This window comes from Cellulomonas terrae, assembly GCF_007990265.1.
Lineage (GTDB): Bacteria > Actinomycetota > Actinomycetes > Actinomycetales > Cellulomonadaceae > Cellulomonas > Cellulomonas terrae.
The window spans coordinates 49,333-74,500 of the sequence record NZ_BJWH01000010.1 but is presented as its reverse complement, the minus strand read 5'-3'; the positions used below and the strand labels follow the sequence as shown (position 1 = coordinate 74,500).

General features: G+C 70.8%; 20 protein-coding genes. 14 read left to right on the top strand and 6 right to left on the bottom strand.

Features of this window, described 5'->3' with window-relative positions:
• Position 1: 1 nt before the first annotated feature.
• Positions 2-664: a 4a-hydroxytetrahydrobiopterin dehydratase gene (locus CTE05_RS10985; RefSeq protein WP_146846164.1), complete on the top strand. Its 663-nt coding sequence runs from the start codon at positions 2-4 to the stop codon at positions 662-664.
• 69 nt (positions 665-733) lie between these two features.
• On the opposite strand, the gene CTE05_RS10980 is transcribed toward CTE05_RS10985, so the two are convergent.
• Positions 734-1,756, bottom strand: coding sequence for a LacI family DNA-binding transcriptional regulator (locus CTE05_RS10980; protein WP_371863366.1), 1,023 nt, complete (start codon positions 1,754-1,756; stop codon positions 734-736).
• Positions 1,757-1,886: 130 nt separating this feature from the next.
• Here CTE05_RS10980 and CTE05_RS10975 point away from each other — a divergent pair, with 130 nt between their 5' ends.
• The 6 genes from CTE05_RS10975 (at position 1,887) to ilvD (ending at position 10,775) form a co-directional block, all read left to right on the top strand.
• Positions 1,887-3,191 carry an ABC transporter substrate-binding protein gene (locus tag CTE05_RS10975; RefSeq protein ID WP_146846163.1) on the top strand — a complete coding sequence of 435 codons (1,305 nt, stop codon included), beginning with the start codon at positions 1,887-1,889 and terminating at the stop codon, positions 3,189-3,191.
• 5 nt (positions 3,192-3,196) lie between these two features.
• Positions 3,197-4,234 carry a carbohydrate ABC transporter permease gene (locus CTE05_RS10970; protein ID WP_146846162.1) on the top strand — a complete coding sequence of 346 codons (1,038 nt, stop codon included), beginning with the start codon at positions 3,197-3,199 and terminating at the stop codon, positions 4,232-4,234.
• A complete protein-coding gene (locus CTE05_RS10965) occupies positions 4,231-5,115 on the top strand; it encodes a carbohydrate ABC transporter permease (protein ID WP_146846161.1) in 885 nt (294 codons plus the stop codon). The genes CTE05_RS10970 and CTE05_RS10965 overlap by 4 nt, the downstream gene beginning before the upstream one ends.
• Positions 5,116-5,223: 108 nt before the next feature.
• A complete protein-coding gene (locus CTE05_RS10960; RefSeq protein WP_146846216.1) occupies positions 5,224-7,443 on the top strand; it encodes a beta-xylosidase/alpha-l-arabinosidase in 2,220 nt (739 codons plus the stop codon).
• 205 nt (positions 7,444-7,648) lie between these two features.
• Positions 7,649-8,932 carry an extracellular solute-binding protein gene (locus CTE05_RS10955; RefSeq protein WP_146846160.1) on the top strand — a complete coding sequence of 428 codons (1,284 nt, stop codon included), beginning with the start codon at positions 7,649-7,651 and terminating at the stop codon, positions 8,930-8,932.
• A gap of 100 nt (positions 8,933-9,032) precedes the next feature.
• The gene (gene ilvD, locus CTE05_RS10950; RefSeq protein ID WP_146846159.1) at positions 9,033-10,775 is read left to right on the top strand and encodes a dihydroxy-acid dehydratase; all 1,743 of its coding nucleotides are present in this window, start codon (positions 9,033-9,035) and stop codon (positions 10,773-10,775) included.
• Between the two features lie 57 nt (positions 10,776-10,832).
• Here ilvD and CTE05_RS10945 read toward each other — a convergent pair whose 3' ends face one another.
• From CTE05_RS10945 to CTE05_RS10930, 4 genes are read right to left on the bottom strand one after another with little or no spacing between them, the layout of a single operon-like run.
• Positions 10,833-11,741 (bottom strand): carbohydrate ABC transporter permease, encoded by a 909-nt coding sequence (locus CTE05_RS10945; protein WP_246123533.1) that lies wholly within the window; start codon positions 11,739-11,741, stop codon positions 10,833-10,835.
• Positions 11,741-12,676 (bottom strand): carbohydrate ABC transporter permease, encoded by a 936-nt coding sequence (locus CTE05_RS10940; RefSeq protein WP_146846158.1) that lies wholly within the window; start codon positions 12,674-12,676, stop codon positions 11,741-11,743. The genes CTE05_RS10945 and CTE05_RS10940 overlap by 1 nt, the downstream gene beginning before the upstream one ends.
• Positions 12,677-12,678: 2 nt before the next feature.
• The gene (locus CTE05_RS10935) at positions 12,679-13,965 is read right to left on the bottom strand and encodes an ABC transporter substrate-binding protein (protein ID WP_146846157.1); all 1,287 of its coding nucleotides are present in this window, start codon (positions 13,963-13,965) and stop codon (positions 12,679-12,681) included.
• Positions 13,962-16,148 carry an alpha-galactosidase gene (locus CTE05_RS10930; RefSeq protein ID WP_246123531.1) on the bottom strand — a complete coding sequence of 729 codons (2,187 nt, stop codon included), beginning with the start codon at positions 16,146-16,148 and terminating at the stop codon, positions 13,962-13,964. The genes CTE05_RS10935 and CTE05_RS10930 overlap by 4 nt, the downstream gene beginning before the upstream one ends.
• Positions 16,149-16,260: 112 nt before the next feature.
• Between CTE05_RS10930 and CTE05_RS10925 the strand changes: the two genes are divergently transcribed.
• Both CTE05_RS10925 and CTE05_RS10920 read left to right on the top strand, forming a co-directional pair.
• Positions 16,261-17,418: an ROK family transcriptional regulator gene (locus CTE05_RS10925; RefSeq protein WP_146846156.1), complete on the top strand. Its 1,158-nt coding sequence runs from the start codon at positions 16,261-16,263 to the stop codon at positions 17,416-17,418.
• On the top strand, positions 17,415-19,115 hold the full coding sequence (locus CTE05_RS10920) for a glycoside hydrolase family 13 protein (RefSeq protein WP_146846155.1): 1,701 nt from the start codon (positions 17,415-17,417) through the stop codon (positions 19,113-19,115). Before CTE05_RS10925 ends, CTE05_RS10920 begins: the two co-directional genes overlap by 4 nt.
• Here CTE05_RS10920 and CTE05_RS10915 read toward each other — a convergent pair.
• Positions 19,091-19,873: a DUF2306 domain-containing protein gene (locus CTE05_RS10915; protein ID WP_146846154.1), complete on the bottom strand. Its 783-nt coding sequence runs from the start codon at positions 19,871-19,873 to the stop codon at positions 19,091-19,093. The genes CTE05_RS10920 and CTE05_RS10915 overlap by 25 nt on opposite strands.
• Before the next feature lie 150 nt (positions 19,874-20,023).
• On the opposite strand from CTE05_RS10915, the gene CTE05_RS10910 reads away from it, so the two are divergent.
• From CTE05_RS10910 to CTE05_RS10890, 5 genes are all read left to right on the top strand, one after another.
• Complete coding sequence (locus CTE05_RS10910; RefSeq protein WP_146846153.1) at positions 20,024-20,590, top strand: pyridoxamine 5'-phosphate oxidase family protein; 567 nt, start codon at positions 20,024-20,026, stop codon at positions 20,588-20,590.
• Positions 20,591-20,841: 251 nt separating this feature from the next.
• Positions 20,842-22,686, top strand: coding sequence for an acetolactate synthase large subunit (locus tag CTE05_RS10905; protein ID WP_146846152.1), 1,845 nt, complete (start codon positions 20,842-20,844; stop codon positions 22,684-22,686).
• Positions 22,687-22,689: 3 nt separating this feature from the next.
• Positions 22,690-23,214, top strand: coding sequence for an acetolactate synthase small subunit (gene ilvN / locus CTE05_RS10900; protein ID WP_055922650.1), 525 nt, complete (start codon positions 22,690-22,692; stop codon positions 23,212-23,214).
• 55 nt (positions 23,215-23,269) lie between these two features.
• Positions 23,270-24,298 (top strand): ketol-acid reductoisomerase, encoded by a 1,029-nt coding sequence (ilvC, locus tag CTE05_RS10895; RefSeq protein ID WP_146846151.1) that lies wholly within the window; start codon positions 23,270-23,272, stop codon positions 24,296-24,298.
• A gap of 265 nt (positions 24,299-24,563) precedes the next feature.
• Entirely contained in the window at positions 24,564-25,118 is a 555-nt protein-coding gene (locus tag CTE05_RS10890) for an ASCH domain-containing protein (protein ID WP_146846150.1), read from the top strand.
• Positions 25,119-25,168 lie beyond the last annotated feature (50 nt).

The following is a 25,168-nucleotide window of genomic DNA, read 5'->3' as shown; positions in this document are numbered from 1 at the left end:
CATGGCTGACACCACGCTCCTTGCGCACTCCGACGTGACGGCCGCGGTCGACGACCGGCACTGGCGCGTGCTCCTGCAGTCGCTGCGCGCGACGTTCTCGACCCCCGACTTCAGCACCGCGGCCGCGTTCGTCGCGCGGATCGCGGCGGCGGCCGACGAGGCGAACCACCACCCGGACGTCGTGCTGCGCTGGGGGCAGGTCACCGTGACCACCTCCAGCCACGACGCCGGCGGCCTGACCCAGCGCGACGTCGACCTCGCCGCGACGGTGACCGCGATCGCCGACGAGCTGGGCGTACCGGGGGACACGCCACTGAGCTCGATGCTGGAGATCGCCGTCGACGCCCTCGACATCCCCGCCGTCCGACCGTTCTGGGCGGCGGTGTTCGGGTACGACGTGCGGAACGGCGACGACCTCGTCGACCCGGCCGGGATCGGCCCGTCGATCTGGTTCCAGCAGATGGATGCTCCGCGTCCGCAGCGCAACCGGATCCACTTCGACGTCATCGTCGGGCACGACCAGGCGGAGGCGCGTGTCGCGGCGGCGATCGCGGCGGGCGGGCACCTGGTGAGCGACGAGCGGGCCCCCGCGTTCTGGGTCCTGGCCGACTCCGAGGGCAACGAGGTCTGCGTGTGCACCTGGCAGGCGCGCGGCAACAGCTGAGCGCCAAGGGCAAGCCGAAGGCCCCGGATCGGAGTGGAGGTTGGTCCGGGGCCTTCGGCGTCCAGGGGTTCAGCGACGCGGTGGCGCGCACGAGGCGCGCACGACCAGCTCGGTCGGCAGGCGCAGGTGCGTCGACCGCTCCCTGCCGTCGATCAGGTCCACCAGCAGACGCAGCGCCTCGGAGCCCATCTCCTGCAGCGGCTGGTTGATCGTCGTCAGCGGGGGAGAGGCCAGGGCCGACTCCGGCACGTTGTCGAACCCGATCACCGACAGGTCGTCCGGGACGGTCAGGCCGAGCTCGACCGCCACGGCCATCACCTGGATGGCGGAGAGGTCGTTCGCGGCGAAGACGGCGGTGGGCCGGTCGGCGTTGCCGAGCAGCACGCGCGCCGGCGCGTCCGCGGTCTCCGGTCGGTACCCGCCGACCGCGACCAGGGACTCGTCCACCGGGAGCCCGGCCGTCTCCATCGCCTTGCGGAACCCGTCCTCGCGCAGCCGCGCGGACTCCAGGTCGAGCCGCCCGCCCAGGAAGCCGATCCGGCGGTGGCCCAGGCCGATGAGGTGCTCGGTCGCCAGGACCGCGCCGGCGAAGTTGTCGGAGTCGACGGTCGGCAGGCCGGTGGGTCCGGTGTGCGGGTCCACCGCCACCACGGGGACGCCCGTGCTCGCCTCGACGACGGTGGGCGTGACGATGATCGCGCCGTCGATGAGCGTGCCCGACAGCCGCGAGAGGTAACGACGCTCCCAGCCGACGTCGGCGCCGCGACCTCCGCCGGAGTAGGCGAGCAGCTCGTAGCCGGTCGACCCGACCGCGGAGGACGCGCCCTTGAGCAGCTCGGTGCTGAACGGCTCGAACTCCGCCACGAGGATGCCCAGGACGTTCGTGCGGTGGCTGCGCAGCGACCGGGCACCGAGGCTCGCCTCGTACCCGAGCTCGTCGATCACTTCCTGGACGCGGGCCAGCGTGGCCTGCGCGACGCCGTAGCGTCCGTTGACCACCTTGGAGACCGTCGCGACCGAGACACCTGCGGTCCGGGCGACGTCTTCCATCTTCACGCGCGGTGTCGAGTCCACGTGGGGAGCATAGAGCATAGTTTCGATAACGTTATCTACCTGAGATCTTCGTTTCGATAACGTTATCGACAACGATTGACACTTCACAGACTCAGGTGCCAACCTTGGCGCCGTCCAGCCCTGTCAGTGACGACGAGGAGATTCAACGATGATGAGGACAACAGTCCTTCGCACCCTTGCCCTGGGTGCTGGTATTGCCCTGCTGGCGACCGCCTGCAGCTCGGGCGACGCGGGCGACGACTCGACCGACGGCGCCTCGGGCGAGGCGACGACGATCACCTGGTGGCACAACTCCAACACCGGAGACGGCAAGGACTACTACGACAAGGTCGCGGCCGACTTCGAGGCCGCCAACCCGGGCGTGACCGTCGAGGTCAACGCCATGCAGCACGAGGACATGCTCACCAAGCTCGACGCCGCGTTCCAGAGCGGAGACGCCCCCGACGTCTACATGGAGCGTGGTGGCGGCGAGCTGGCCGACCACGTCGAGGCCGGCCTGACCAAGGACATCTCCGAGGCGGCCGCCGAGACGATCGAGAAGATCGGCGGCTCCGTCGCCGGCTGGCAGGTCGACGACAAGACGTACGGCCTGCCGTTCTCCGTCGGCGTCGTCGGCTTCTGGTACAACAAGGCGCTCTTCGAGCAGGCCGGCATCACCGAGCCCCCGACCACCTGGGCCGAGTTCGAGGAGGCCACCGACAAGCTGAAGGCGGCCGGCATCGAGCCCGTCTCCGTCGGCGCCGGCGACAAGTGGCCCGCCGCGCACTACTGGTACTACTTCGCGCTGCGCGAGTGCTCGCAGGACGTCCTGACGGACGCCGTGCAGACCCTCGACTTCTCGGACGACTGCTTCGTCAAGGCGGGCGAGGACCTCGAGGCGCTCATCGCCACGGAGCCGTTCAACGCCGGCTTCCTGTCGACCAAGGCACAGGAGGGCGCCACCAGCGCCTCCGGTCTCCTGGCGACCGGCAAGGTCGCGATGGAGATGCAGGGACACTGGGAGCCCGGCGTCATGCAGGGCCTCACCGAGGACGGCTTGGGCCTCGGCGAGAACACCGGCTGGTTCCCGTTCCCGGCCGTCGAGGGCGGCGAGGGTGACCCGGAGGCCGCGCTCGGTGGCGGTGACGCGTGGGCCGTGTCGCAGGACGCGCCCGACGCCGCGGTGGACTTCGCGGTCTACCTGCTCTCGGACGAGGTCCAGAAGGGCTTCGCGGAGCTCGACATGGGTCTGCCGACCAACTCCACGGCCTCGCAGTACGTCTCGGACCCGGCCCTGGCCGAGCTCCTCAAGATCCGTGACGCGGCGCCGTACGTGCAGCTCTACTTCGACACGGCGTTCGGTGCCTCCGTCGGTGGCGCCATGAACGACGAGATCGCCCTGGCCTTCGCCGGCCAGGCCACCCCGCAGGACATCGTCGACGCCACGCAGGCGGCGGCTGACGCGGAGAAGTGACCGACGTGGCAGACGAGACGACCGCCCGCGTGGGCGTCACCGCCTCGCCTGCGACGTCCAGCTCAGAGGCCTCGGTCGCCGGTCGCGCTTCGGCGCGGCCGGTGGCCCCGGCCCCGGGCGGACGCCGTGGGACGGGATCGGCTCTCCGCAAGCGCCTGGAGATCGCCTTCTTCGTGGCCCCCGCCCTCCTGCTGTTCCTGTTCTTCGTGGTGGTGCCGATCATCAGAGCGATCCAGCTCTCGGCCTACCGCTGGAAGGGGTACGGCCCCCTGGTCGACTTCGTCGGCTTCAAGAACTACGTGAGCGTGCTCCAGAACGACGTCTTCATCGGCGCGCTCCAGCACAACCTGATCATCGTGGTGGCCTCGATCGCCATCCAGCTCCCGCTCGGGCTGGCCATCGCCCTGCTGCTCAACCGCAAGATGTGGGGCCAGGGCGTCCTGCGCACCATCATCTTCGTCCCGTACGTGCTGGCGGAGGTCATCGCCGGCGTCGTGTGGCTGCAGCTGCTGCAGCCGAAGTACGGCGTCATCGACACCGTGCTGAACGCGGTCGGGATCAACGGCCCGGAGCAGGGCTTCCTGGGCACGCCGGAGTACGCGCTGTGGACGGTCATCGTCGTCCTGACCTGGAAGTACCTGGGTCTCGCCGTGATCCTGTTCCTCGCCGGCCTGCAGAGCGTGCCCGAGGAGCTGTACGAGGCGTCCCAGATCGACGGTGCCAGCTGGTGGCAGACGCAGCGCAAGATCACCATCCCGCTGCTCGGCCCGACCATCCGCACCTGGGCCTTCCTGTCGATGATCGGCTCCCTCCAGCTCTTCGACATGGTCTGGATCCTCACCGGCGGCGGACCCGCCAACGCGACCACGACCATGGCGACCTTCCTCATCAACGAGGGCACCAAGCGGCAGAACTACGGGATCGCCGGGGCGGCCTCCGTGATCCTCTTCGTCGTCGCCCTCGTCCTGGCCCTCCTGTACCAGCGCTTCATCCTGCGCCGCGACATCCAGGACCCCGCTCTCCGGAAGAAGGCCAAGGCATGAGCGCCGTGACCGCGACGTCGCCGACCACCCCGCGGACCGCCCAGGGCCCGCGACGACGGACGGGGAAGTACACCGGCGGCAACCCGCTGGTCTACGCCCTCGCGCTCGTCGTCGTCGCCCTGACCCTCGGGCCCGTGCTGTACGGCGTGCTGGGCGGCTTCCGGACCAACGCCCAGCTGGCCGAGTCGCCGGCGGGGATGCCGGACCCGTGGGTGTTCTTCAACTACGCGGGCGTCCTGAGCAACCCGAACTTCTGGACCTACGCGTTCAACTCGACGGTGATCGCGCTGCTCACCACGACGCTGGTCGTGGTCTTCGGGATCATGGCCGCCTACCCGCTGGCGCGCTACAAGTTCAAGGGTCGCGAGCAGATCTTCATGGTGTTCGTCCTCGGCCTGCTCTTCCCGGCCACCGTCGCGATCATCCCGCTGTTCATCCTCATCACGGACCTGAACATGGGGAACACCTGGTGGGGCGTGGCCCTGCCCCAGGCGGCGTTCGCGCTGCCGGTGACCGTCGTCATCCTCCGGCCGTTCCTGCAGGCCCTCCCGGACGAGCTCGAGGAGGCGGCGCTGCTCGACGGCGCCTCCCGCATCGGGTTCTTCTGGCGGATCCTGCTGCCGCTGTCCGGTCCCGGCATGGTGACGGTCGGCGTGCTCGCCTTCGTCGGCTCGTGGAACGCGTACCTGCTGCCGCTGCTCCTCCTGCAGAGCGACATGAAGACGCTGCCCCTGGGTGTCGCGGACTTCTCGTCGGAGTACTCCTCCGACACGGCGGGCGTCTTCGCGTTCACGACGCTGGCCATGATCCCGGCGCTCGTGTTCTTCCTCGCCATGCAGAAGCGGATCGTCAACGGGCTCCAGGGCGCGGTCAAGGGCTGATCCGTGAGCACCCAGCACATCACCACCGAAGGAGACAGATCCGTGACGGATCTTCAGACCCTGGCTGTCCCTGCGGCGGTCGACCGCGCGAGCGAGCTGCTCGCCCGGATGACCCTCGAGGAGAAGCTGGCGCAGATCGTCGGCTTCTGGGAGAAGGGCGACGGCGAGGTCGTGGCCCCCCTCCAGGGCGAGTTCACCGTGGAGCAGGGTCTCGACGAGGCGACGGTGCACGGGCTCGGGCACATCACCCGCGTGTACGGCACGCGCCCGGTCGACGCCGTCGAGCGGGGCCGCTGGCTCTGGGACCTGCAGCGCCGGCTCGTGCGGGAGACGCGGCTCGGCATCCCGGCGCTCGTGCACGAGGAGTGCCTGACGGGCCTGTCGGCCTGGCGGGCGGCGACGTTCCCGACGCCGCTCGCGTGGGGCGCCTCGTTCGACCCGGAGCTCGTGACCGAGATGGGCGCGGCGATCGGGGGGTCCATGCGGGCCCTCGGCGTGCACCAGGGGCTGGCCCCGGTGCTCGACGTCATCCGGGACCCGCGCTGGGGCCGGGTCGACGAGTGCATCTCCGAGGACCCGTACGTCGTCGGCACGCTCGGCACGTCCTACGTGCGCGGGCTGCAGTCGACCGGCGTGCACGCCACGCTCAAGCACTTCGTCGGCTACTCGGGGTCGCAGTCCGGCCGGAACTTCGCACCGGTGCACGCCGGCGGGCGCGAGGTCGAGGACGTCCTGATGGTGCCGTTCGAGATGGCCCTCCTCGACGGCGGGGCGCGTTCGGTGATGAGCTCGTACAACGAGATCGACGGCGTCCCGGTCGCGGCGGACCCGCGGCTGCTCACGGGTGTGCTGCGGGATCGCTGGGGCTTCGACGGCACGGTCGTCGCCGACTACTTCGGTGTCGCGTTCCTGCAGATCCTGCACGGCGTGGCGGGCGACCTCGGCGAGGCCGCCGGCCAGGCGCTCGCGGCCGGCGTCGACATCGAGCTGCCCACGGGCGACGCCTACCTCACCCCCTTGGCGGAGGCCGTCCGCGCCGGACGGGTCGACGAGGCTCTCGTCGACCGGGCCGTCCTGCGCGCCCTGCGGCAGAAGCAGGAGCTCGGGCTCCTGGACGCCACGTTCGACGACGAGCCCCCGCGCGAGGTCGACCTCGACAGCCCGGAGCACCGTCGCATCGCCGCCCGGCTGGCGGAGGAGTCCGTGGTGCTGCTGTCCAACGACGGCACGCTGCCGCTCGCGAGCCCGGCGCGGGTCGCCGTCATCGGTCCGAACGCGGACCGTGCGGAGGCGCTGTTCGGGTGCTACTCCTTCCTCAACCACGTGCTCGCGCACCACCCCGAGGTCGAGGTGGGCCTCGACAGCCCGACGGTCCGCGCGGCGCTCACGGCCGAGCTCCCCGGCACCGAGATCGTCTCGGCGCTCGGCTGCGCGGTCGACGACGACGACCGGACGGGCTTCGACGAGGCCGTGCGGGCGGCGACGTCCGCCGACGTCGCGGTGCTCGTCGTCGGCGACCACGCCGGGCTGTTCGGCCGCGGGACCGTGGGCGAGGGCTGCGACCGCGACGACCTGGAGCTGCCGGGCGTGCAGCGCGAGCTGGTCGAGGCCGTGCTGGCCACCGGCACCCCCGTCGTGCTCGTCCTGCTCACGGGTCGTCCCTACGCGATCGACTGGGCCCTGGCCCGCTGCGCCGCGGTCGTGCAGGCGTTCTTCCCGGGCGAGGAGGGCGGCACGGCCCTCGCCGGGGTGCTCTCCGGCCGGGTGAACCCGTCGGGGCACCTGCCCGTGAGCATGCCGCGCTCCGCCGGCGCGCAGCCGTTCACGTACCTGCACCCGGCCCTGGGCGGGAACGGCGACGTCACCAACCTGCAGAGCACGCCGGCGCTCCCGTTCGGGCACGGGCTGTCGTACACGACGTTCGTGCACAGCGATCTCGAGGTGGATGCGCAGGTGCCCACCGATGGGCATGTCGGGGCGAGCGTCCGCGTCACCAACACGGGAGACCGGCCCGGGGCCGACGTCGTGCAGCTCTACGCGCGCGACGTCGTCGGCTCGGTGACCCGACCGGTGGCGCAGCTCGTCGGGTACCGGCGCGTCCACCTCGAGGCCGGCGAGTCGGCCGTGGTGACGTTCGCGGTGCCGACGGCGCGGCTGGCGTTCTCAGATCGGGACCACGTGCGCGTGGTCGAGCCGGGCGAGGTCGAGGTCTGGGTCGGCCCGTCGTGCTCCGAGCGGGAGACCGAGGCGCGTACCTCGCTCACGGGCCCGGTCCACGCGATCGACGTCGACAGCCCGCGCTGGACCGCGGTGTCGGTCACGTCCTGATCGTCGCGAGGTCGTCGTCCGCGGGAGACCGCGTGGCGACGACCTCGCCGCACACCTGCTGACGTCCGCCGATCGAGGGAACGTGCTCCGCTGAATCGATAACGATGTCGATAACGATGTCGGAACCACCGAACGTCCCGCGCGCCGGTAGCGCCACCGCCTGCGCCGTCCCACCACGTCAACGACGACCTGAGAGGACCACGACATGAGAACTGCGCGCACCGGGAGGGCGATCGCGGCGGTCGCCGCCGTGACGGCCCTCCTCGCCGCCTGCGGGGGCGCGGGTGGTGACAGCGGCTCCGACGACCCGGTCACCCTCACGTGGTGGCACAACGGCATCGACGAGCCCCTGAACACGTACTTCGAGAGGGTGGCGCTGGGGTTCGAGGCGGACCACCCGAACGTCACCATCGAGAACGTGCCCGTGCAGAACGAGGAGCTCAAGGCCAAGCTCGCCGACGCGCTGGAGACCGGGGAGTTCCCGGACATCTTCCAGCAGTGGGGCGGCGGCCAGATGGGTGAGCAGGTGGCGGCCGGTGCGCTGCTCGACCTGACCGACGACGTCGCCTCCGAGCTCGAGCTCATCGGCGGGTCTGCGGCCGGGTGGCAGCTCGACGGCCGGACGTACGGGCTGCCGTTCAGCATGGGCGTGGAGGGGTTCTGGTACAACCGGGCGTTGTTCGCGCAGGCGGGCATCGAGGAGACCCCGCTCCTGCAGGAGGAGCTCGACGAGGCGGTCCGCAAGCTCCGGGCCGCGGGCATCGTGCCCATCGCCGTGGGCGCCGGGGACAAGTGGCCGTCGGCGCACTACTGGTACAACTACGCGCTGCGGGCCTGCGACCCCGACACCATGGCCGCGGCCGGGGCGGCGAAGGACTTCAGCGACCCCTGCTTCGAGAAGGCGGGCACCGACCTGGAGGCGTTCCTCGCCACGTCACCGTTCCAGGACGGGTTCCTGTCGGCACCCGCGCAGCAGGGTGAGACGAGCTCCGCCGCGCTGCTGGCCAACGGAGGCGCGGCGATGGAGCTCATGGGTCACTGGCACCCGGGCGTCATGTCGGGCCTGGCCGCGAACGGGACCGGCCTGGGCGCGGACCTCGGCTGGTTCCCGTTCCCGCTGACCGCCGGTGGGCAGGGCAACGCCTACTCCGCGCTCGGCGGCGGCGACGGCTTCTCGTGCTCGGCGGACGCGCCCCCGGAGTGCGTCGACTTCCTGCGGTACATCCTCAGCGTCGACGTGCAGACGGACTACGCGAAGACCGGTGCGGGCCTGCCCGTGACGCAGGGTTCCGAGGCCGGGGTCGACGACCCGAACATGGCTGCGCTGCTCACGTTCCGCAACAAGGCGACGTACGTGCAGCTGTGGCTGGACGTCGCGTACGGGAGCACGGTCGGTGGCGCGCTGAACGACGCGATCGTCGAGCAGTTCGCGGGTACCGGTTCCGCAGCGGACGTCGTCGACGCGATGACCGCAGCGGCGGGCGGCTGAGGTCCGGCCCTCGCCGACCGCCCCTCCGGTCGGCGAGGGCCGGCGTCCGCAGGGTGACCCTCCCGCGGCCGCGCGCAGGCGCAGTCCTACACTCGCGAGCATGACCGTGACGTCGGACAACGCCCCCAGCTCACACGCCGGTCCTTCCGGCGAAGGTATCGACATCAAGCCCCGCTCGCGCACCGTCACCGACGGCCTCGAGGCCACGGCCTCGCGCGGCATGCTGCGCGCCGTGGGACTCGGCGACGACGACTTCGCGAAGCCCCAGATCGGCGTCGCCAGCTCCTGGAACGAGATCACCCCCTGCAACCTCTCGCTCCAGCGGCTGGCGCAGGCGGCCAAGGCGGGCGTGCACGCAGCGGGCGGCTACCCGCTCGAGTTCGGCACGATCTCGGTGTCCGACGGCATCTCGATGGGCCACGAGGGCATGCACTTCTCGCTGGTCAGCCGCGACATCATCGCCGACTCGGTGGAGACCGTCATGCAGGCCGAGCGCCTCGACGGCTCGGTGCTGCTGGCCGGCTGCGACAAGTCCCTCCCGGGCATGCTCATGGCCGCTGCGCGCCTCGACCTGGCGAGCGTGTTCCTGTACGCGGGGTCGATCGCGCCGGGCTGGGTCAAGCTCGAGGACGGCACCGAGAAGGACGTCACGATCATCGACGCGTTCGAGGCCGTCGGCGCCTGCGCGCGCGGGCTCATGAGCCGCGAGGACGTCGACCGCATCGAGCGGGCGATCTGTCCGGGCGAGGGTGCGTGCGGCGGCATGTACACCGCCAACACGATGGCGTCGGTCGCCGAGGCGATCGGCATGTCGATCCCCGGGTCGGCGGCCCCGCCGTCGGCCGACCGCCGCCGCGACGCCTTCGCCAAGAAGTCGGGGGAGGCCGTCGTCGAGCTGCTCCGCCAGGGGATCACGGCGCGCCAGATCATGACCAAGAAGGCGTTCGAGAACGCGATCGCCGTGGTCATGGCGTTCGGCGGCTCGACGAACGCGGTCCTGCACCTGCTCGCGATCGCGCACGAGGCCGAGGTCGACCTCACGCTCGCGGACTTCTCCCGCGTCGCCGCCAGGGTCCCGCACCTGGGCGACCTCAAGCCGTTCGGCCGCTACGTCATGAACGACGTCGACCGGATCGGTGGCGTCCCGGTCGTGATGAAGGCGCTGCTCGACGCGGGACTCCTGCACGGCGACTGCCTGACGGTGACCGGCAAGACCGTCGCGGAGAACCTGGCCGACGTGAACCCCCCGGACCCGGACGGCAAGATCCTGCGCGCGCTGGACAACCCGATCCACAAGACGGGCGGCATCACGATCCTGCACGGCTCGCTGGCGCCCGAGGGTGCCGTGGTGAAGTCGGCCGGCTTCGACTCGGACGTGTTCGAGGGGACCGCCCGCGTGTTCGAGCGCGAGCGCGCCGCGATGGACGCGCTGGAGGACGGCACGATCGTCGCCGGCGACGTCGTCGTCATCCGCTACGAGGGTCCCAAGGGTGGCCCCGGCATGCGCGAGATGCTCGCCATCACCGGCGCGATCAAGGGTGCCGGCCTGGGCAAGGACGTGCTGCTGCTCACCGACGGCCGCTTCTCCGGGGGCACCACCGGCCTGTGCGTCGGGCACGTGGCACCCGAGGCCGTCGACGGCGGTCCGATCGCGTTCGTCCGGGACGGCGACCGGATCCAGCTCGATGTGGCGAACGGGACGCTCGACCTGCTGGTCGGCGCCGAGGAGCTCGAGGCCCGCACGGCGGGCTGGGCGCCGCTGCCCCCCACGTACACGCGCGGGGTGCTGGCCAAGTACGCGAAGCTGGTGCAGTCGGCGTCGAAGGGCGCCGTGCTGATCTGATCGGCACGACGACGGGCCCGCCCCCGAGGGGGAGCGGGCCCGTCGTCGTCTCGGTGCCTACTTGATCGATCCCCGCGTGACCCCGGAGATGACCCAGCGCTGGCTGAAGATGTAGACGACCAGCAGAGGTGCCATCGCCATGAGGTAGGACGCGAACGCCACCGTGTAGTCGGTGTTGAACTGTCCCTGGAACACGTACTGCGCGAGCGGCAGGGTCCGCGCCCCGGGATCGGTCAGCACCACGAGCGGCATGATGAAGTCGTTCCACGCCCAGACGCAGGTGAGGATGCCGACGGTCGCGTTCATCGGGGTCAGCAGCGGGAAGATGATCTGCCGGAACACCCGCCAGGTCGACGCACCGTCGACCCGCGCCGCCTCCTCCAGCTCGATCGGGATCGATCGGATGTAGGCGGTGTAGATGAAGATGTTCAGCGACAGCCCGTAGATCGTGTAGAGCACGATCATCCCCGCCTGGTTGTCGAGGCCCAGGAGCGAGGTCTGCTTCACGAGCGGCAGCATGATGATCGGGAACGGGATGAAGAGGGCCGCCAGCAGGTAGAAGAACACGCCCTTGAAGAACGGCCGGTGGATGTTCCGCGCGATGCCGTAGGCGACGACCGAGCTGGTCAGCAGCGTGAAGACGACCGACCCGACGGTGATGATCGCCGTGTTCATGAGCGCCTGCGGGAAGCTGGTCCGCTCCCACGCCTCGGCGAAGTTCCCCCAGCTCACGGGGTTCGGCCACTCGAAGCCGGTGCCGGCCGCGAGCTGGGCGGGCGTCTTGAGCGCCACGACCACGGCCAGGTAGAGCGGGACGAGGATCGTCAGCGAGCACACCGCGATCAGCGCGGTCACCCACCAGTTGATCTTGCGGGTGTCGTCGTCGGCGACGTTCTTCGTGCGTCGCCGCCGAGGCTCGGGAAGGACGGGCTCGGCCTGACCGAGCATGGTTCCGGCGGTGGTCATCAGAAGTCCGCCTCTCTGCGCTGAAGGACCCGGAACTGGAAGAGGGAGACGATGGTGATCACGATGAAGAAGACCACCGCGTTCGCGGTCTGGTAAGCGAACTCCCCGCCGGAGAACCCGCCGCGGAAGATGAGCAGGGTGACGGACTCCGTCGCCGTGCCGGGCCCGCCGTTGGTCAGGGCGACGATCGGGTCGAAGACCTGGAGGAAGCCCTTGAGGCTGAGCACGACGTTGATCGTGAAGAAGGCGCTGATCAGCGGGAACGTGATCGACCGGAACTGGCGCCACGCCTTCGCCCCGTCGAGCGACGCCGCCTCGTAGAGCTCGCGGGGGATCGTCTGCAGCCCGGACAGGTAGATGATGATCGCGAAGGCGCAGGACTGCCAGACGGCCAGGGCCACGATCGCCGTCCACGCCCACGTCTCGTTGGTGAGGATGTTGTCGGCGAAGAGCGGGATGTTCGACAGGATCTTCGGCAGCGAGCTCGAGAAGAAGAACTGGAACACGTAGCCGATGACGAGGATCGCCAGGACGTAGGGCACGAAGTACACGCCGCGCCAGAAGTTGCGCGCCATGATCTTGGCGTTGAGGCCCATCGCGATGGACAGCGAGATCAGGTTGGTCAGCACGGTCGCGGCGATGGCGAACAGGAACGAGAACCCGTACGCCTGCAGGACCCGGTCGTCCTTGAACAGGTTGACGTAGTTCGACAGGCCGACGAAGTTCCAGGCCCCGTACCCGGCGTAGTTCGTCAGGCTGAAGAAGATGCCGACGAGCACCGGGACGGTGTGGAACAGGAAGAACGCGATGACCGCCGGCCAGACCATCCAGTAGAACGTGGTCTGTGCGCGGTCCTTCGGGCGGCGCGGCGTCGGGGTCGGGCCGGCACTGCCGGCGCCGCGGGCCGCGGGCAGGGCTTGCGTCGAGGACGTCATCGTCATTCTCCCGTCACGGGGATGGTGCGAGCGGCGACCTTGCTCCACTCGCTGTCGAGGGTGGCGAGCGCCGCCTCGGCGTCACCGCTGAACAGGAACTGCTGGTCGATCGCGGGCAGCGGGATGCTCGGCGGCACCTGGTGGTCGATGAAGCCCGCGATGCGGCCCTCGTCGAAGTACGGCTTGACCGACTGGAGCGCGGGGTCCTCGCTGAGCTCGGCACCCTGCACGGAGGGGACCATGTTCTGCGAGGCGGCGAACTCCTCGATCACGTCCTTCTGGAACAGGTACTCGATGAACCGCAGCGCCTCCTCCTGACGCGGCGAGTCCTTCGCCATCGTGACGACGACGTCGACGCCGGAGACCAGCACCCTGTCGGCGGGGTCCTCCGGGGCCGGGTACGGGAAGATCGCGGCCTGGACGTCCGGGTTGATCCCCTTGATCGGGCTCAGCGCCCAGATGCCCTGCAGGAGCATGGCCACCTCGCCGCCTGCGAACGCGGCGTTGCCGTCGTCGTAGGTCGCGCCGCGGTAGCCGTCCTGCATGTACCCGTAGAGCTCGTACTGCTGGTCCATCGCCTCGGCGAAGTTCTTCTGGAACGACACCTCCGAGTCCGGACCGGTGTCCTCGCCCTGCTCGCGCATCGTGTCGAAGAAGCCGTCCATCGCCGGGTAGGCGCCGAGCCCGTTCCACGACGGCATGGCGGTCCACGAGTCCGCGAGCGTGCCGTAGAACGGCGTGATCCCCGCGGCCTCGAGCGCGTCGCAGACGGCGATCAGGTCGTCCCACGTCTCGGGGACCTCGAGACCCTGCGCGGCGAAGATCTCCTGGTTGTAGATGATCCCGTTGGCGTTGTTGACGTAGCCGAGGCCGCTCACCTCGTCGCCGTAGGTACCGAGGTCGGCGATGATCTCCTGGACCGCCGGGTTGATGGTGTCCAGCAGCGGGTCGCCGGCGAAGTCGTAGAACACACCGGCCTGCGCGAGGCGCCCGAAGTTCCCGCTCGCGTTGAGGGTGATGACGTCCGGCGCCTTGTCCTTGACCAGGAGCGTCCGGATGGCCGTGTCGGCGTCGGCGACCTGGTTCTGCACGACCCGGATGTCCGGGTTCTCCGCCTCGAAGTCGGCGATGATCTGGTCGAAGTCCTCGAGCGCCTCACCCTTGAACTGGAAGAAGTTCAGGGTGGTCACGCCGTCGGACGGTTCGTTCGCACAGCCGCTGACGGCCGCCAGCAGGGCGACCACCCCGACCGCTGCCACGCGACCTCGTCGCGTCGTCCGGTGTCTCATCGTGCGCCTCCTTGCGCCTGGGTGTCGCTCTGGGCGACCAGCTCGATGACGGTGGATCTCTGGGGGTACTGGACGGGAGGGCGGAGGCCGACGACATCGAGCTCGCGACCCGTCAGCCTGATGTCGTGCTCCTGCCAGGGGAGCCCCGACTGTGCGGCGGCGTGCGTCGAGCCGCCGACGACCCGGATGCGGTACTGCGTACCGGGGTCGAGCCCGGGGACCCGGACCCGTCCGGGCGGGTAGGAGACCGTCGTGTCGGTCTGGGTGAGGGTGAACACCGCCGACGAGCGGTCGCGCGCGACGACGCCGCGCACGTCGATGCCGGGCTCGGTGCCGTCGACGTCGACCGTGCGACCGGTCGCGACGATCGGGCGGACGCGCTTGGCGTAGTCCACCCACGCGGCGATGCGACGGCGGGTCTCGTCGTCGGTCCCCGTGAGGTCCCACTCGATCCCGACGTGCCCGAGCAGCGCGACCGCGGCACTGAGGTCGAGGTCGACCGTCCGGCCGGTCGAGTGCACGACGGGGCTGGTCAGGTGCATGCCCATCATCTCGGGCGGCACCACGAGCGCCGTGTACCGCTGGTTGACCAGGCGCTCGAGCGGGTCGAGGTTGTCGCTGGTCCAGATCCGGTCGGTGCGGGCGAGGATGCCGAGGTCGACGCGCGCACCCCCGGAGGCGCAGCTCTCGATCTCCAGGTCGGGGTGCGCCGCCTTGAGCTCGTCGAGGAGGCGGTAGAGGGCCAGGGTGTGCTCGCGCACCCGGGCGATGCCCTCCGGACCGCTGCCCGCGTCCAGCAGGTCGCGGTTGTGGTCCCACTTCAGGTAGGCGATCGGGTACTCGGCCACCAGGGAGTGCAGACGCTCCGCCACGTACGCGTACGCGTCGGGGTGCGCGAGGTCGAGGACCTGCTGCTGGCGGGCCGACGGCGGCAGGGTCGTCCGCCCGCGCAGGACCCAGTCCGGGTGCCGTCGCGCGAGGTCGCTGTCCGGGTTGACCATCTCGGGCTCCACCCACAGCCCGAACTCCATGCCGCGCGCGCGGACGTGGTCCACCAGCGGGTGCAGGCCCTCGGGCCAGACCGTCGGGTCGACGTACCAGTCGCCCAGGCCCGCGGTGTCGTCGCGACGACCGAGGAACCAGCCGTCGTCGAGGACGAACCTCTCGACCCCGACGGAGGCGGCGGCGTCGGCCAGGGCCGTGAGCCGGTCGAGCGTGTGGTCGAAGTAGACCGCCTCCCACGTGTTGAGCGTGACCGGGCGCGGCCGGCGGGGGTGCTCCGGGCGGCTGCGCCACTCGTCGTGGAAGCGGTGCGCGAGCTCGTTCAGCCCGTCGCCCCAGGACCCGATGACCTCCGGCGACGTGAGCGACTCGCCGGGCGCGAGCACGACCTCGCCCGGCGCGAACAGCTCGCCGCCGGCGAGGAACGCCTCGCCGGACACGGACCGTTCCGCGACGAGCCGGTGGTTCCCGCTCCACGCGACGTGGACGGCGTGCACGCGACCGCGCTCGAACCCGAACCCCGGCCGACCTGCCGCGAGCAGGAGCGTGGCGTCCGCGCCCGGGCGGCCGCGACGGCTCTCCCGCAGGTACGTCCCGTAGCCGAAGGGGTGCCGCTGCGGCGTCCGCTCGCGCAGGTGACGACCGGTGGTGTCGAGCAGCTCGGTCGCGTCCCACGGCACCGGGAAGGCCAGGTGCAGGTGCTGGAGGGTGTAGCGCGAGTCGCCGTCGTTGCGCAGCGTGATCCGCTGCCGCAGGAGGCCGGCGGTGCCGACGTCGAGCTCCAGCTGCGCGCTGAGCCGGGCCTCGGGATCGACGAGGGAGAGCCGGGCGCGGTGGCCGTCGGCCTCGACGTCGACGAGCTCCAGCCGGACGCTGAACGAGGCGCCGTCGCGGTGCCCTTCGAGACCCGGCGTGCCGAGCCAGCCCCCAGCGGGTGTGGCGACGAGCGTGGCGCGCGCCGGCGCGTCCAGACCGCCCGAGACGCGCTGCGGCCGGGCCGCCACGGCCAGGCCCCGCAGCGTCTCGTCGGTGGAGCCGGCGAGCTCCTCGCCCCAGTGCACGATCGCGGGGTGCGGGACTGCGTCGAGATCGATGACGACGCTCGTGCCGCCGCGGCTCAGGTGCAGCACGCGGCCGGAGAGGTTGGGAGACATCTCCATCACATCGTCGGGGGAGAGCATGGTTTAGTTCTAACACGAAAGAAACAAGTCCCACAAGACGGGAGATTGCCGAATATTCGCCCCGAGGGAGCGAGGTTCATGCCAGGATGGAATCAATGAACAGGTCACGGGCGTGCTGAGCGACAGCGAACGGGCCCTCGCGCGCGCCGTCCTCATCCACGGGCCGATCTCGCGCAGCGAGCTGACGAGCCGGCTGGGGCTCTCGCCGCCGAGCCTCACGCGCCTGGCCAAGCCGTTCCTCGACCGCGGGCTGCTGGTCGAGCTCGACGACCGTTCCGACGGGTCCGTCGGGCGCCCGGTGCGGCCACTCGACGTCCGGCCAGGGCTCGCACACTTCGCCGGCGTCAAGATCACGGGGGAGTCGCTCCACGTCGTCGCCACCGACGTGCGCGCCGCGCTGCTGGTCTACGTGGAGGTGCCGCTGCGCGGCCACGAGCCCGAGGTCGTCGCGGACGAGATCGCGCGCGCGGTCCGTGCGCTGGGCGTCGACCGCATCGCCGGGGTGGGTGTCTCGCTCGGTGGCGAGGTCCGCGACGGCCGCGTCGAGTTCGCCCCGTTCCTCGAGTGGACGGAGGTGCCGTTCGCGCAGCTCGTCGAGGACCGGCTGGACATCCCGGTCTCCCTCGAGAACGACCTCGTCGCGCTCGCGGAGGCCGAGCGCTGGTTCGGTCTCGGTCGCGGGATCCCCGGGTTCGCCGTCATCACGATCGGCGCCGGGATCGGCTACGCGCTCGTGGTCAACGGCTCCGTGGTCCACTCCCGCGAGGCGGGGGTCGGTCTCGGTGGGCACCTCCCGCTGAGCACCACCGGCCCCGTCTGCCACGTCGGCCACCGCGGGTGCGCCGAAGCGATGCTCACCTCCGGGTCCATCGCCGCCCAGGTGTCGGGCGCGCTGCAGCGCCCCCTCGACTACGACGACGTGCTGCGCCTCGCGCGCGAGGGTCACCCGGCCGCGACCACCGTCGTCGACGAGGCCGCGGCTGCGCTGGGCCGCTTCGTCGCCCTGGCCGTCAACCTGACCCTGCAACCTGCCGTCGTCCTCGCCGGCGAAGGCATCGCGCTGTTCGCCCTCGCGGAGGGGAAGGTGCGGGCCGCCATCGCCGCCGATCGCGACCCGCGCGCCGAGCCCGTCCGGCTCTACGTCGACGACTCCGGCTTCTCCGCCTGGGCCCGGGGGGCAGCCACCATCGCGATCCAGGATGCCGTCGACCGCATCGACCTCCATGGTGAGGAGCAGGATCCGCTGCCCATGAGAGGAGCCCTCGCATGACGTGGACGACACAGGACGCGCCCTGGTGGACGCGTGCCGTCGTGTACCAGGTGTACCCGCGCTCGTTCGCGGACTCCGACGGCGACGGCGTCGGTGACCTGCGGGGGATCCTCGGGCGGCTCGACCACCTGGCCGAGCTGGGGGTGGACGTGGTGTGGCTGTCGCCGATCTACGCCTCGCCGCAGGACGACAACGGGTACGACATCAGCGACTACCAGGTGGTCGACCCCGTGTTCGGCACCCTGGAGGACCTCGACGACCTGATCGCGGCGCTGCACGCTCGCGGCATGAAGCTGGTCATGGACCTCGTGGTCAACCACACGTCCGACGAGCACCCGTGGTTCCTCGAGTCCCGGGACCCCGCGAGCCCCCGGCGCGACTGGTACTGGTGGCGTCCCGCGCGCGACGGCATGGCCGCGGGCGCGCCGGGCGCGGAGCCGACGAACTGGGGCTCGTTCTTCGGTGGCTCCGTCTGGGAGCTCGACGAGCGCTCCGGCGAGTACTTCCTGCACCTGTTCAGCCGCAAGCAGCCGGACCTGAACTGGGAGAACCCGCAGGTCAGGAACGCGGTCTACGACATGATGCGCTGGTGGCTGGACCGCGGCGTCGACGGCTTCCGGATGGACGTCATCAACCTCATCTCCAAGGACACGACGCTGCCCGACGGGGTGGTCACCGGCGGCCTGCTCGCGGACGGCTCGGCGTCCTACGTGTGCGGCCCGCGCATCCACGAGTTCCTCGCGGAGATGCACCAGGAGGTGTTCGCGGGCCGCCCCGAGCGGCTGCTCACGGTCGGGGAGATGCCCGGCGTCACGGTCGAGCAGGCGCGCGACTTCACCGACCCGGCCCGGGCGGAGGTCGACATGGTGTTCCAGTTCGAGCACGTCGGCCTCGACCACGGTCCGGGCGGCAAGTTCGACGTCCGCCCGCTGCGGCTGCTCGACCTGAAGGCGTCGTTCGGCCGCTGGCAGGCGGGCCTGGCCGACGTCGGCTGGAACAGCCTCTACTGGGACAACCACGACCAGCCGCGGATCGTGTCGCGGTTCGGGGACGACGGCCGGTACCGACGCGAGTCGGCGACGATGCTGGCCACGGTCCTGCACCTGCACCGCGGCACGCCCTACGTCTACCAGGGCGAGGAGCTCGGGATGACGAACGCGCACTTCACGCGGTTCGACCAGTACCGGGACATCGAGACGCTCAACCACGTCGCGGTCGCGCGGTCCGTCGGGACGGGATCCGACGAGGACCTGCTGGCGGGGATCGCCGCGATGGGCCGGGACAACGCCCGCACCCCGATGCAGTGGGACGACTCCCCGCACGCCGGGTTCACCACGGGCACCCCGTGGCTCGAGGTGAACGCGAACTACCCGTCGGTGAACGCCGCGGCGGAGCGGGCCGATCCGGGATCGGTCTTCCACCACTACCGCGCCCTGATCGCGCTCCGGCACGAGGACCCGGTCGTCGCCCTCGGCGACTTCACGATGCTGCTGCCCGACCACGAGCACGTGTACGCGTTCACGCGCCGGCTCGGCGACGAGACGCTCACGGTCCTCGGCAACTTCTCGGGCGAGGTCCAGGACGCGGCGCTCGACGGTGACCTCGGCGACCTGGTGCTGGGCAACTACGCCGGCCCGGTCGCACCGGCACTGCGGCCGTGGGAGGCGCGCGTCTACCGTGGCCGCTCGACCAGCTGAACCGGGTCGACGATCCGCAGCCCCGGCAGCCCGCGCCGCCGGATCATCCACTCGGCGATCACGAAGTTCGGCACCCACGCCAGGAACGTGACCGCGTCGTACGCGTTCTCGAACGCGGCGTCGAAGTCGAACGCGTCACCGGCGGCGAACGCCTGCGCTGCGACGAGGGTCCCCGTCCAGATACGCAGCATGACCGCCCCGAACGTCAGCGAGAAGCTGCGGATCATCCACGCCTGGTGCGACCGCACGTCGCCCGACCGGATCGCCCGGTAGGCGCGCCAGCCAGTCCAGACCCAGAGCGCGCCGAGCGTCCCGAACCCGAGGAACCCGATCATGCCGGCGGTGTTGTACGGTGCCATGACCAGCGACGCGGCCCCGCCCACCCAGACGCCCACGAGGTAGCTGCGGCCGAGCCACCGGTGCAGGCCCGGGAACCGGCGGCGCGCCGCGGCCCAGAACTGGAAGGGGCCGACGAACAGCGCGACGGCCGCCCCGACGATGTGCACGACGAACGCGACCTGCACGACGGCCGGGGTCTGGGAGTACGCGGGTGCGAGCGGCGCCCGCTCCGGGTCGAGCTGCTCGAGCGACCCCATGAGGTACGGCACCGCCGAGTACGCGACGATCGTGAGCGACGTGAGCAGGACCGCGACCCAGCCGACCCGGCCGACGGCCCGGCGTCGTCGCCGGGCGGAGCGGGATGCTCGGGGCGGACGCGCAGGGGTGCTCGGCGGCGCGTCGGTCGAGAGGGACGTCATGTCCGTCAACGGTAGGTATGTCCCTCGGCCGTGTCGGTCGGGCCTGCCCACCTGTCCGCACGGTGGAGCGCCCACGACGACCGGAGGGCGAGACCAGCGCAGGCCTCGGCCGGCCCGGTGGCTAGGGTCGTCGGGAGAGGTGGTGCGGCGATGGGCAAGGTGCACGAGAAGATCGACGGTCGGCTGCGTGCGTTCGTCGAGGCGCAGCCGATGTTCTTCGTCGCGACGGCCCCGAGCGGCCCCGACGGGCACGTCAACGTCTCGCCCAAGGGCATCGCCGGCTCGTTCGTGGTGCTCGACGAGCACACGGTCGCCTACCTCGACCTGACCGCGAGCGGCGCCGAGACCATCGCGCACCTGCGCGACAACGGCCGGATCACGCTCATGTTCTGCGCGTTCGAGGGGCCGCCGAACATCGTCCGGCTGTACGGCCGCGGCCGGTTCGTCACGCTGTACGACGAGGGCTTCGACGAGCTCGCCGCGCTGTTCCCGGAGACGCGGGGCGCTCGCGCGGTCATCGTCGTCGCGGTCGACCGTGTCTCCGACTCCTGCGGGTACGGCGTCCCCCTGATGTCGCTGGAGGGGGAGCGGGACCTGCTGCCGCCGTACATGGAGCGCAAGGGTGTCGACGGGCAGGCGGACTACCGCCGGCTGAAGAACCGGACGAGCATCGACGGGCTGCCCGCCTTCGACATGGACCCGGATCGCGTCCACTAGGTGATCCCGTGAACCACGATGTGAGACGAGCGAGTGGTGGCGTGACACATCGGAGACGTGGGCGTAGTGTCCAACGGGTGCAGACGATCCTTCTCGTAGTACTTCCTGAGCGCGCCGGCTAGAGGCCTCCCGCACAGGCCCCGTCAGCGCGCTCGCCCCTCGTCCAGCCCGTACGTGGCTCGAGGGGCTTTTCTGTGTTCAGCCCCGCACGCCACACGCAGTACCCAGCAGCACGACCCAGGGAGACATCGATGGTCCAGGGCCCTCACCCGGCACCGCCGCGAACGCCCACGCCTACCGCCGCGCGCGTCTCGGTCCCCAGCACGACGACGAGCGCGATCGGTCCGGAGCAGGTCACCGGCGCGCAGTCGATCGTCCGCTCGCTCGAGGAGGCGGGCGTCGAGGTCGTCTTCGGCATCCCCGGCGGCGCGATCCTCCCCACGTACGACCCGCTGATGGACTCGACCAAGGTCCGCCACATCCTCGTCCGGCACGAGCAGGGCGGGGGCCACGCGGCCGCCGGCTACGCCGCCGCGACGGGCCGGGTGGGCGTGTGCATGGCGACCTCGGGCCCGGGTGCGACGAACCTCGTCACGCCGATCGCCGACGCGCACATGGACTCCGTGCCGCTGGTCGCGATCACCGGGCAGGTGGGCGCGTCCCTCATCGGCACGGACGCGTTCCAGGAGGCCGACATCGTCGGCATCACCCTGCCGGTGACCAAGCACAACTACCTGGTCACCGACCCCGACGACATCCCGCGCGTCATCGCCGAGGCGTTCCACATCGCCTCGACGGGCCGCCCCGGACCCGTGCTCGTGGACATCGCCAAGTCCGCGATGGTCTCCCGCACCACGTTCTCGTGGCCGCAGGACCTGAACCTGCCCGGGTACCACCCGGTCACCAAGCCGCACGCCAAGCAGATCCGCGAGGCCGCCCGCCTCATCGCGACCTCGCGCCGCCCCGTGTTCTACGTCGGTGGCGGCGTCATCCGCGCCCGCGCGTCCGCCGAGCTGAAGGCGCTGACCGAGGCGTCCGGTGCGCCCGTCGTGACCACCCTGATGGCCCGCGGCGCACTGCCCGACTCGCACCCGCAGCACCTCGGCATGCCCGGCATGCACGGCACCGTCGCCGCCGTCGCCGCGCTGCAGAAGGCCGACCTCGTCGTCGCCCTCGGTGCACGCTTCGACGACCGCGTCACCGGCCTGCTGTCGAGCTTCGCGCCCAACGCGACCATCGTGCACGCGGACATCGACCCCGCCGAGATCGGCAAGAACCGCACGGTCGACGTGCCGATCGTCGGCGACCTCAAGGAGGTCATGGCGGACCTGCTGCCCGAGCTCGCCCGCGAGCACACGCAGCACGGCCAGCCGGACCTCGAGGAGTGGTGGCGCCAGCTGGACGACTGGCGCTCGACGTTCCCGCTCGGGTTCGACGAGCCCGCCGACGGCCACCTCGCCCCGCAGCACGTCATCCAGCGGATCGGCGAGCTGTCCGGGCCGGAGTCGATCTTCGCCGCGGGCGTCGGCCAGCACCAGATGTGGGCTGCGCAGTTCATCAAGTACCAGCGCCCCAACTCGTGGCTGAACTCCGGCGGCCTGGGCACCATGGGCTACGCGGTGCCCGCCGCGATGGGCGCCAAGGTCGGGGACCCGTCGCGGACCGTGTGGGCCATCGACGGCGACGGCTGCTTCCAGATGACCAACCAGGAGCTGGCCACCTGCACGATCAACGAGATCCCGATCAAGGTCGCGATCATCAACAACTCGTCGCTCGGCATGGTGCGGCAGTGGCAGACCCTGTTCTACGAGTCCCGCTACTCCAACACCGACCTGAACACCGGCCACGGCACGGTGCGCATCCCCGACTTCGTCAAGATGGCGGACGCGTACGGCTGCGCCGGGCTGCGCTGCGAGACCGTCGGCGACGTCGACGCGACCATCAAGCGCGCCCTCGAGATCAACGACCAGCCGGTCGTCATCGACTTCACCGTCTCGCGTGACGCGATGGTGTGGCCGATGGTCGCCGCCGGTGTCAGCAACGACGACATCCAGTACGCGCGCGGGATCAGCCCCGCGTGGGACCGGGAGGACTGAGCCATGTCCCGTCACACCCTGTCGGTCCTCGTGGAGAACAAGCCCGGCGTGCTCACGCGCGTCGCCGGCCTGTTCGCGCGGCGGTCGTTCAACATCCACTCGCTCGCGGTCGGTCCCACCGAGCACGACGAGATCTCCCGCATCACGGTCGTCGTCGACGTCGACGCCCTGCCGCTGGAGCAGGTGACCAAGCAGCTGAACAAGCTGATCAACGTCATCAAGATCGTCGAGCTGGAGGACTCCGCGTCCGTCCAGCGCGAGCTGCTGCTGGTGAAGGTCAAGGCCGACGCCACGCAGCGCACCGGTGTCCTCGAGGTCGTCCAGCTGTTCCGGGCGCACGTCGTGGACGTCGTGCCGGACACCGTCGTCATCGAGGCGACCGGCGGGCCGGGCAAGCTCGACGCCCTGCTCGCCGCCCTGGAGCCGTTCGGCATCCGGGAGATCGTGCAGTCCGGCACCGTGGCCATCGGCCGCGGGTCGCGCTCGATCACCGACCGCGCCCTCGAGCGCGTGAATCGTTCCGCCTGACCTCTCTGTTCTCGAACTGCACCCGAACGAACCCCCATCACCGAGGAGACCCATCGTGGCCGAGCTGTTCTACGACGACGACGCCGACCTGTCGATCATCGCCAACAAGAAGGTCGCCGTCATCGGCTACGGCAGCCAGGGGCACGCGCACAGCCTCAACCTGCGCGACTCCGGTGTCGACGTGACCGTCGGCCTGCGTGAGGGCTCCGCGTCCCGCGCGAAGGCCGAGAACCAGGGTCTCAAGGTCGCCGCGGTGGCCGACGCCGTCCGCGACGCCGACGTGGTCGTCATCCTGGCCCCCGACCAGGTGCAGCGCATCGTCTACCGCGACGAGATCGAGCCGAACCTCAAGGACGGCGCCGCGCTCGTCTTCGGCCACGGCTTCAACATCCGCTTCGGCTACATCAAGCCCGCCGCGGGTCACGACGTGCTCATGGTCGCCCCCAAGGGCCCGGGTCACCTGGTCCGCCGCGAGTACGTCGACGGGCGCGGCGTGCCCGTGATCGTCGCCGTCGAGCAGGACGCGTCGGGTTCCGCCTGGGACCTCGCGCTGTCCTACGCCAAGGCGATCGGTGGCCTGCGCGCCGCCGGCATCAAGACGACCTTCACCGAGGAGACCGAGACCGACCTGTTCGGTGAGCAGGCCGTCCTGTGCGGTGGCGTCTCGCAGCTCATCCAGTACGGCTTCGAGACCCTGACCGAGGCCGGCTACCAGCCCGAGGTCGCGTACTTCGAGGTCCTGCACGAGCTGAAGCTGATCGTCGACCTCATCTTCGAGGGCGGCATCACCAAGCAGCGCTGGTCCGTGTCCGACACCGCCGAGTACGGCGACTACGTGTCCGGCCCGCGCGTCATCACGCCCGACGTGAAGGCGAACATGCAGGCCGTCCTGGCGGACATCCAGAACGGCGCCTTCGCGGAGCGCTTCATCAACGACCAGGACGCCGGTGCGCCGGAGTTCAAGGAGCTGCGCGAGAAGGGCCAGAACCACCCGATCGAGCCCGTCGGCCGCGAGCTGCGCAAGCTGTTCGCCTGGGTCAAGCCGTCGGAGACCGACTACGTCGAGGGCTCGGCGGCGCGCTGACCTCTCCGCTCCACGGACGGCACCCCGGCTCCGGTCGGGGTGCCGTCCTTCGTCACCCCACCGGCGCGCGGGGACGTGCGTCCGGACCTGCCGCACCTGGTACGGGTGTGACCGGTGCGGCGGTCCGGGCGTTCTCCCTGTCCCACGCGTGACGAGAGCGGCTGGATCCGGCGGACTGGTCGTCGGCCGACGCCACCCGCGGTCCGCGATGTGCCGCTGGGCTGCGGGTACGCAAGGATGAGCAGACCACGACGGAGGGACGACGATGACCGACGAGCAGGTAGAGCCGGCCGAGCACGCAGCCGAGGGAGCGGTCGAGGACCTGCGCATCGCGGCGTTCTGGCAGGCGGCACGTGGGCACGTCGGGATGGGCAAGCTGGACCAGGTGCTCGGGGGGACCGCCGACGACGTCGTGCCGCCCCCGTCCTGGTCGTACGGCGACGACGCCGAGGCAGACGACCTGCTGGCCCGGGTGCTCGACGGGCGCAAGACCGCGACGGCGCTCGCGGTCGCCGAGCTGACGCAGGTGGGCCTCGAGGTCCCGCGCGTGGGGGACCTGTCGATCGTCGTGGACGGTGCGGGGGACCCCCGCGCGCTGCTGCGCACCACCGAGGTCGAGGTGGTCCCGTTCGACCAGGTGTCGGCGGAGCACGCGGCGGCGGAGGCCGAGGGCGACGGCTCGCTGGAGTCGTGGCGGGCGCAGCACGAGGAGTCGTGGCGCCGGGTGCTGGGGGAGGCGTTCTCCCCGTCGCTCGACGTGATGCTCGAACGGTTCGAGCTGATCTACCCGACGACCGGCCCGACCCCGGCCGTCGACTGAGCAGTTCCGCAGGATGAGACATCCGTCCCGAGCGGTGGGACGGGGTCTAG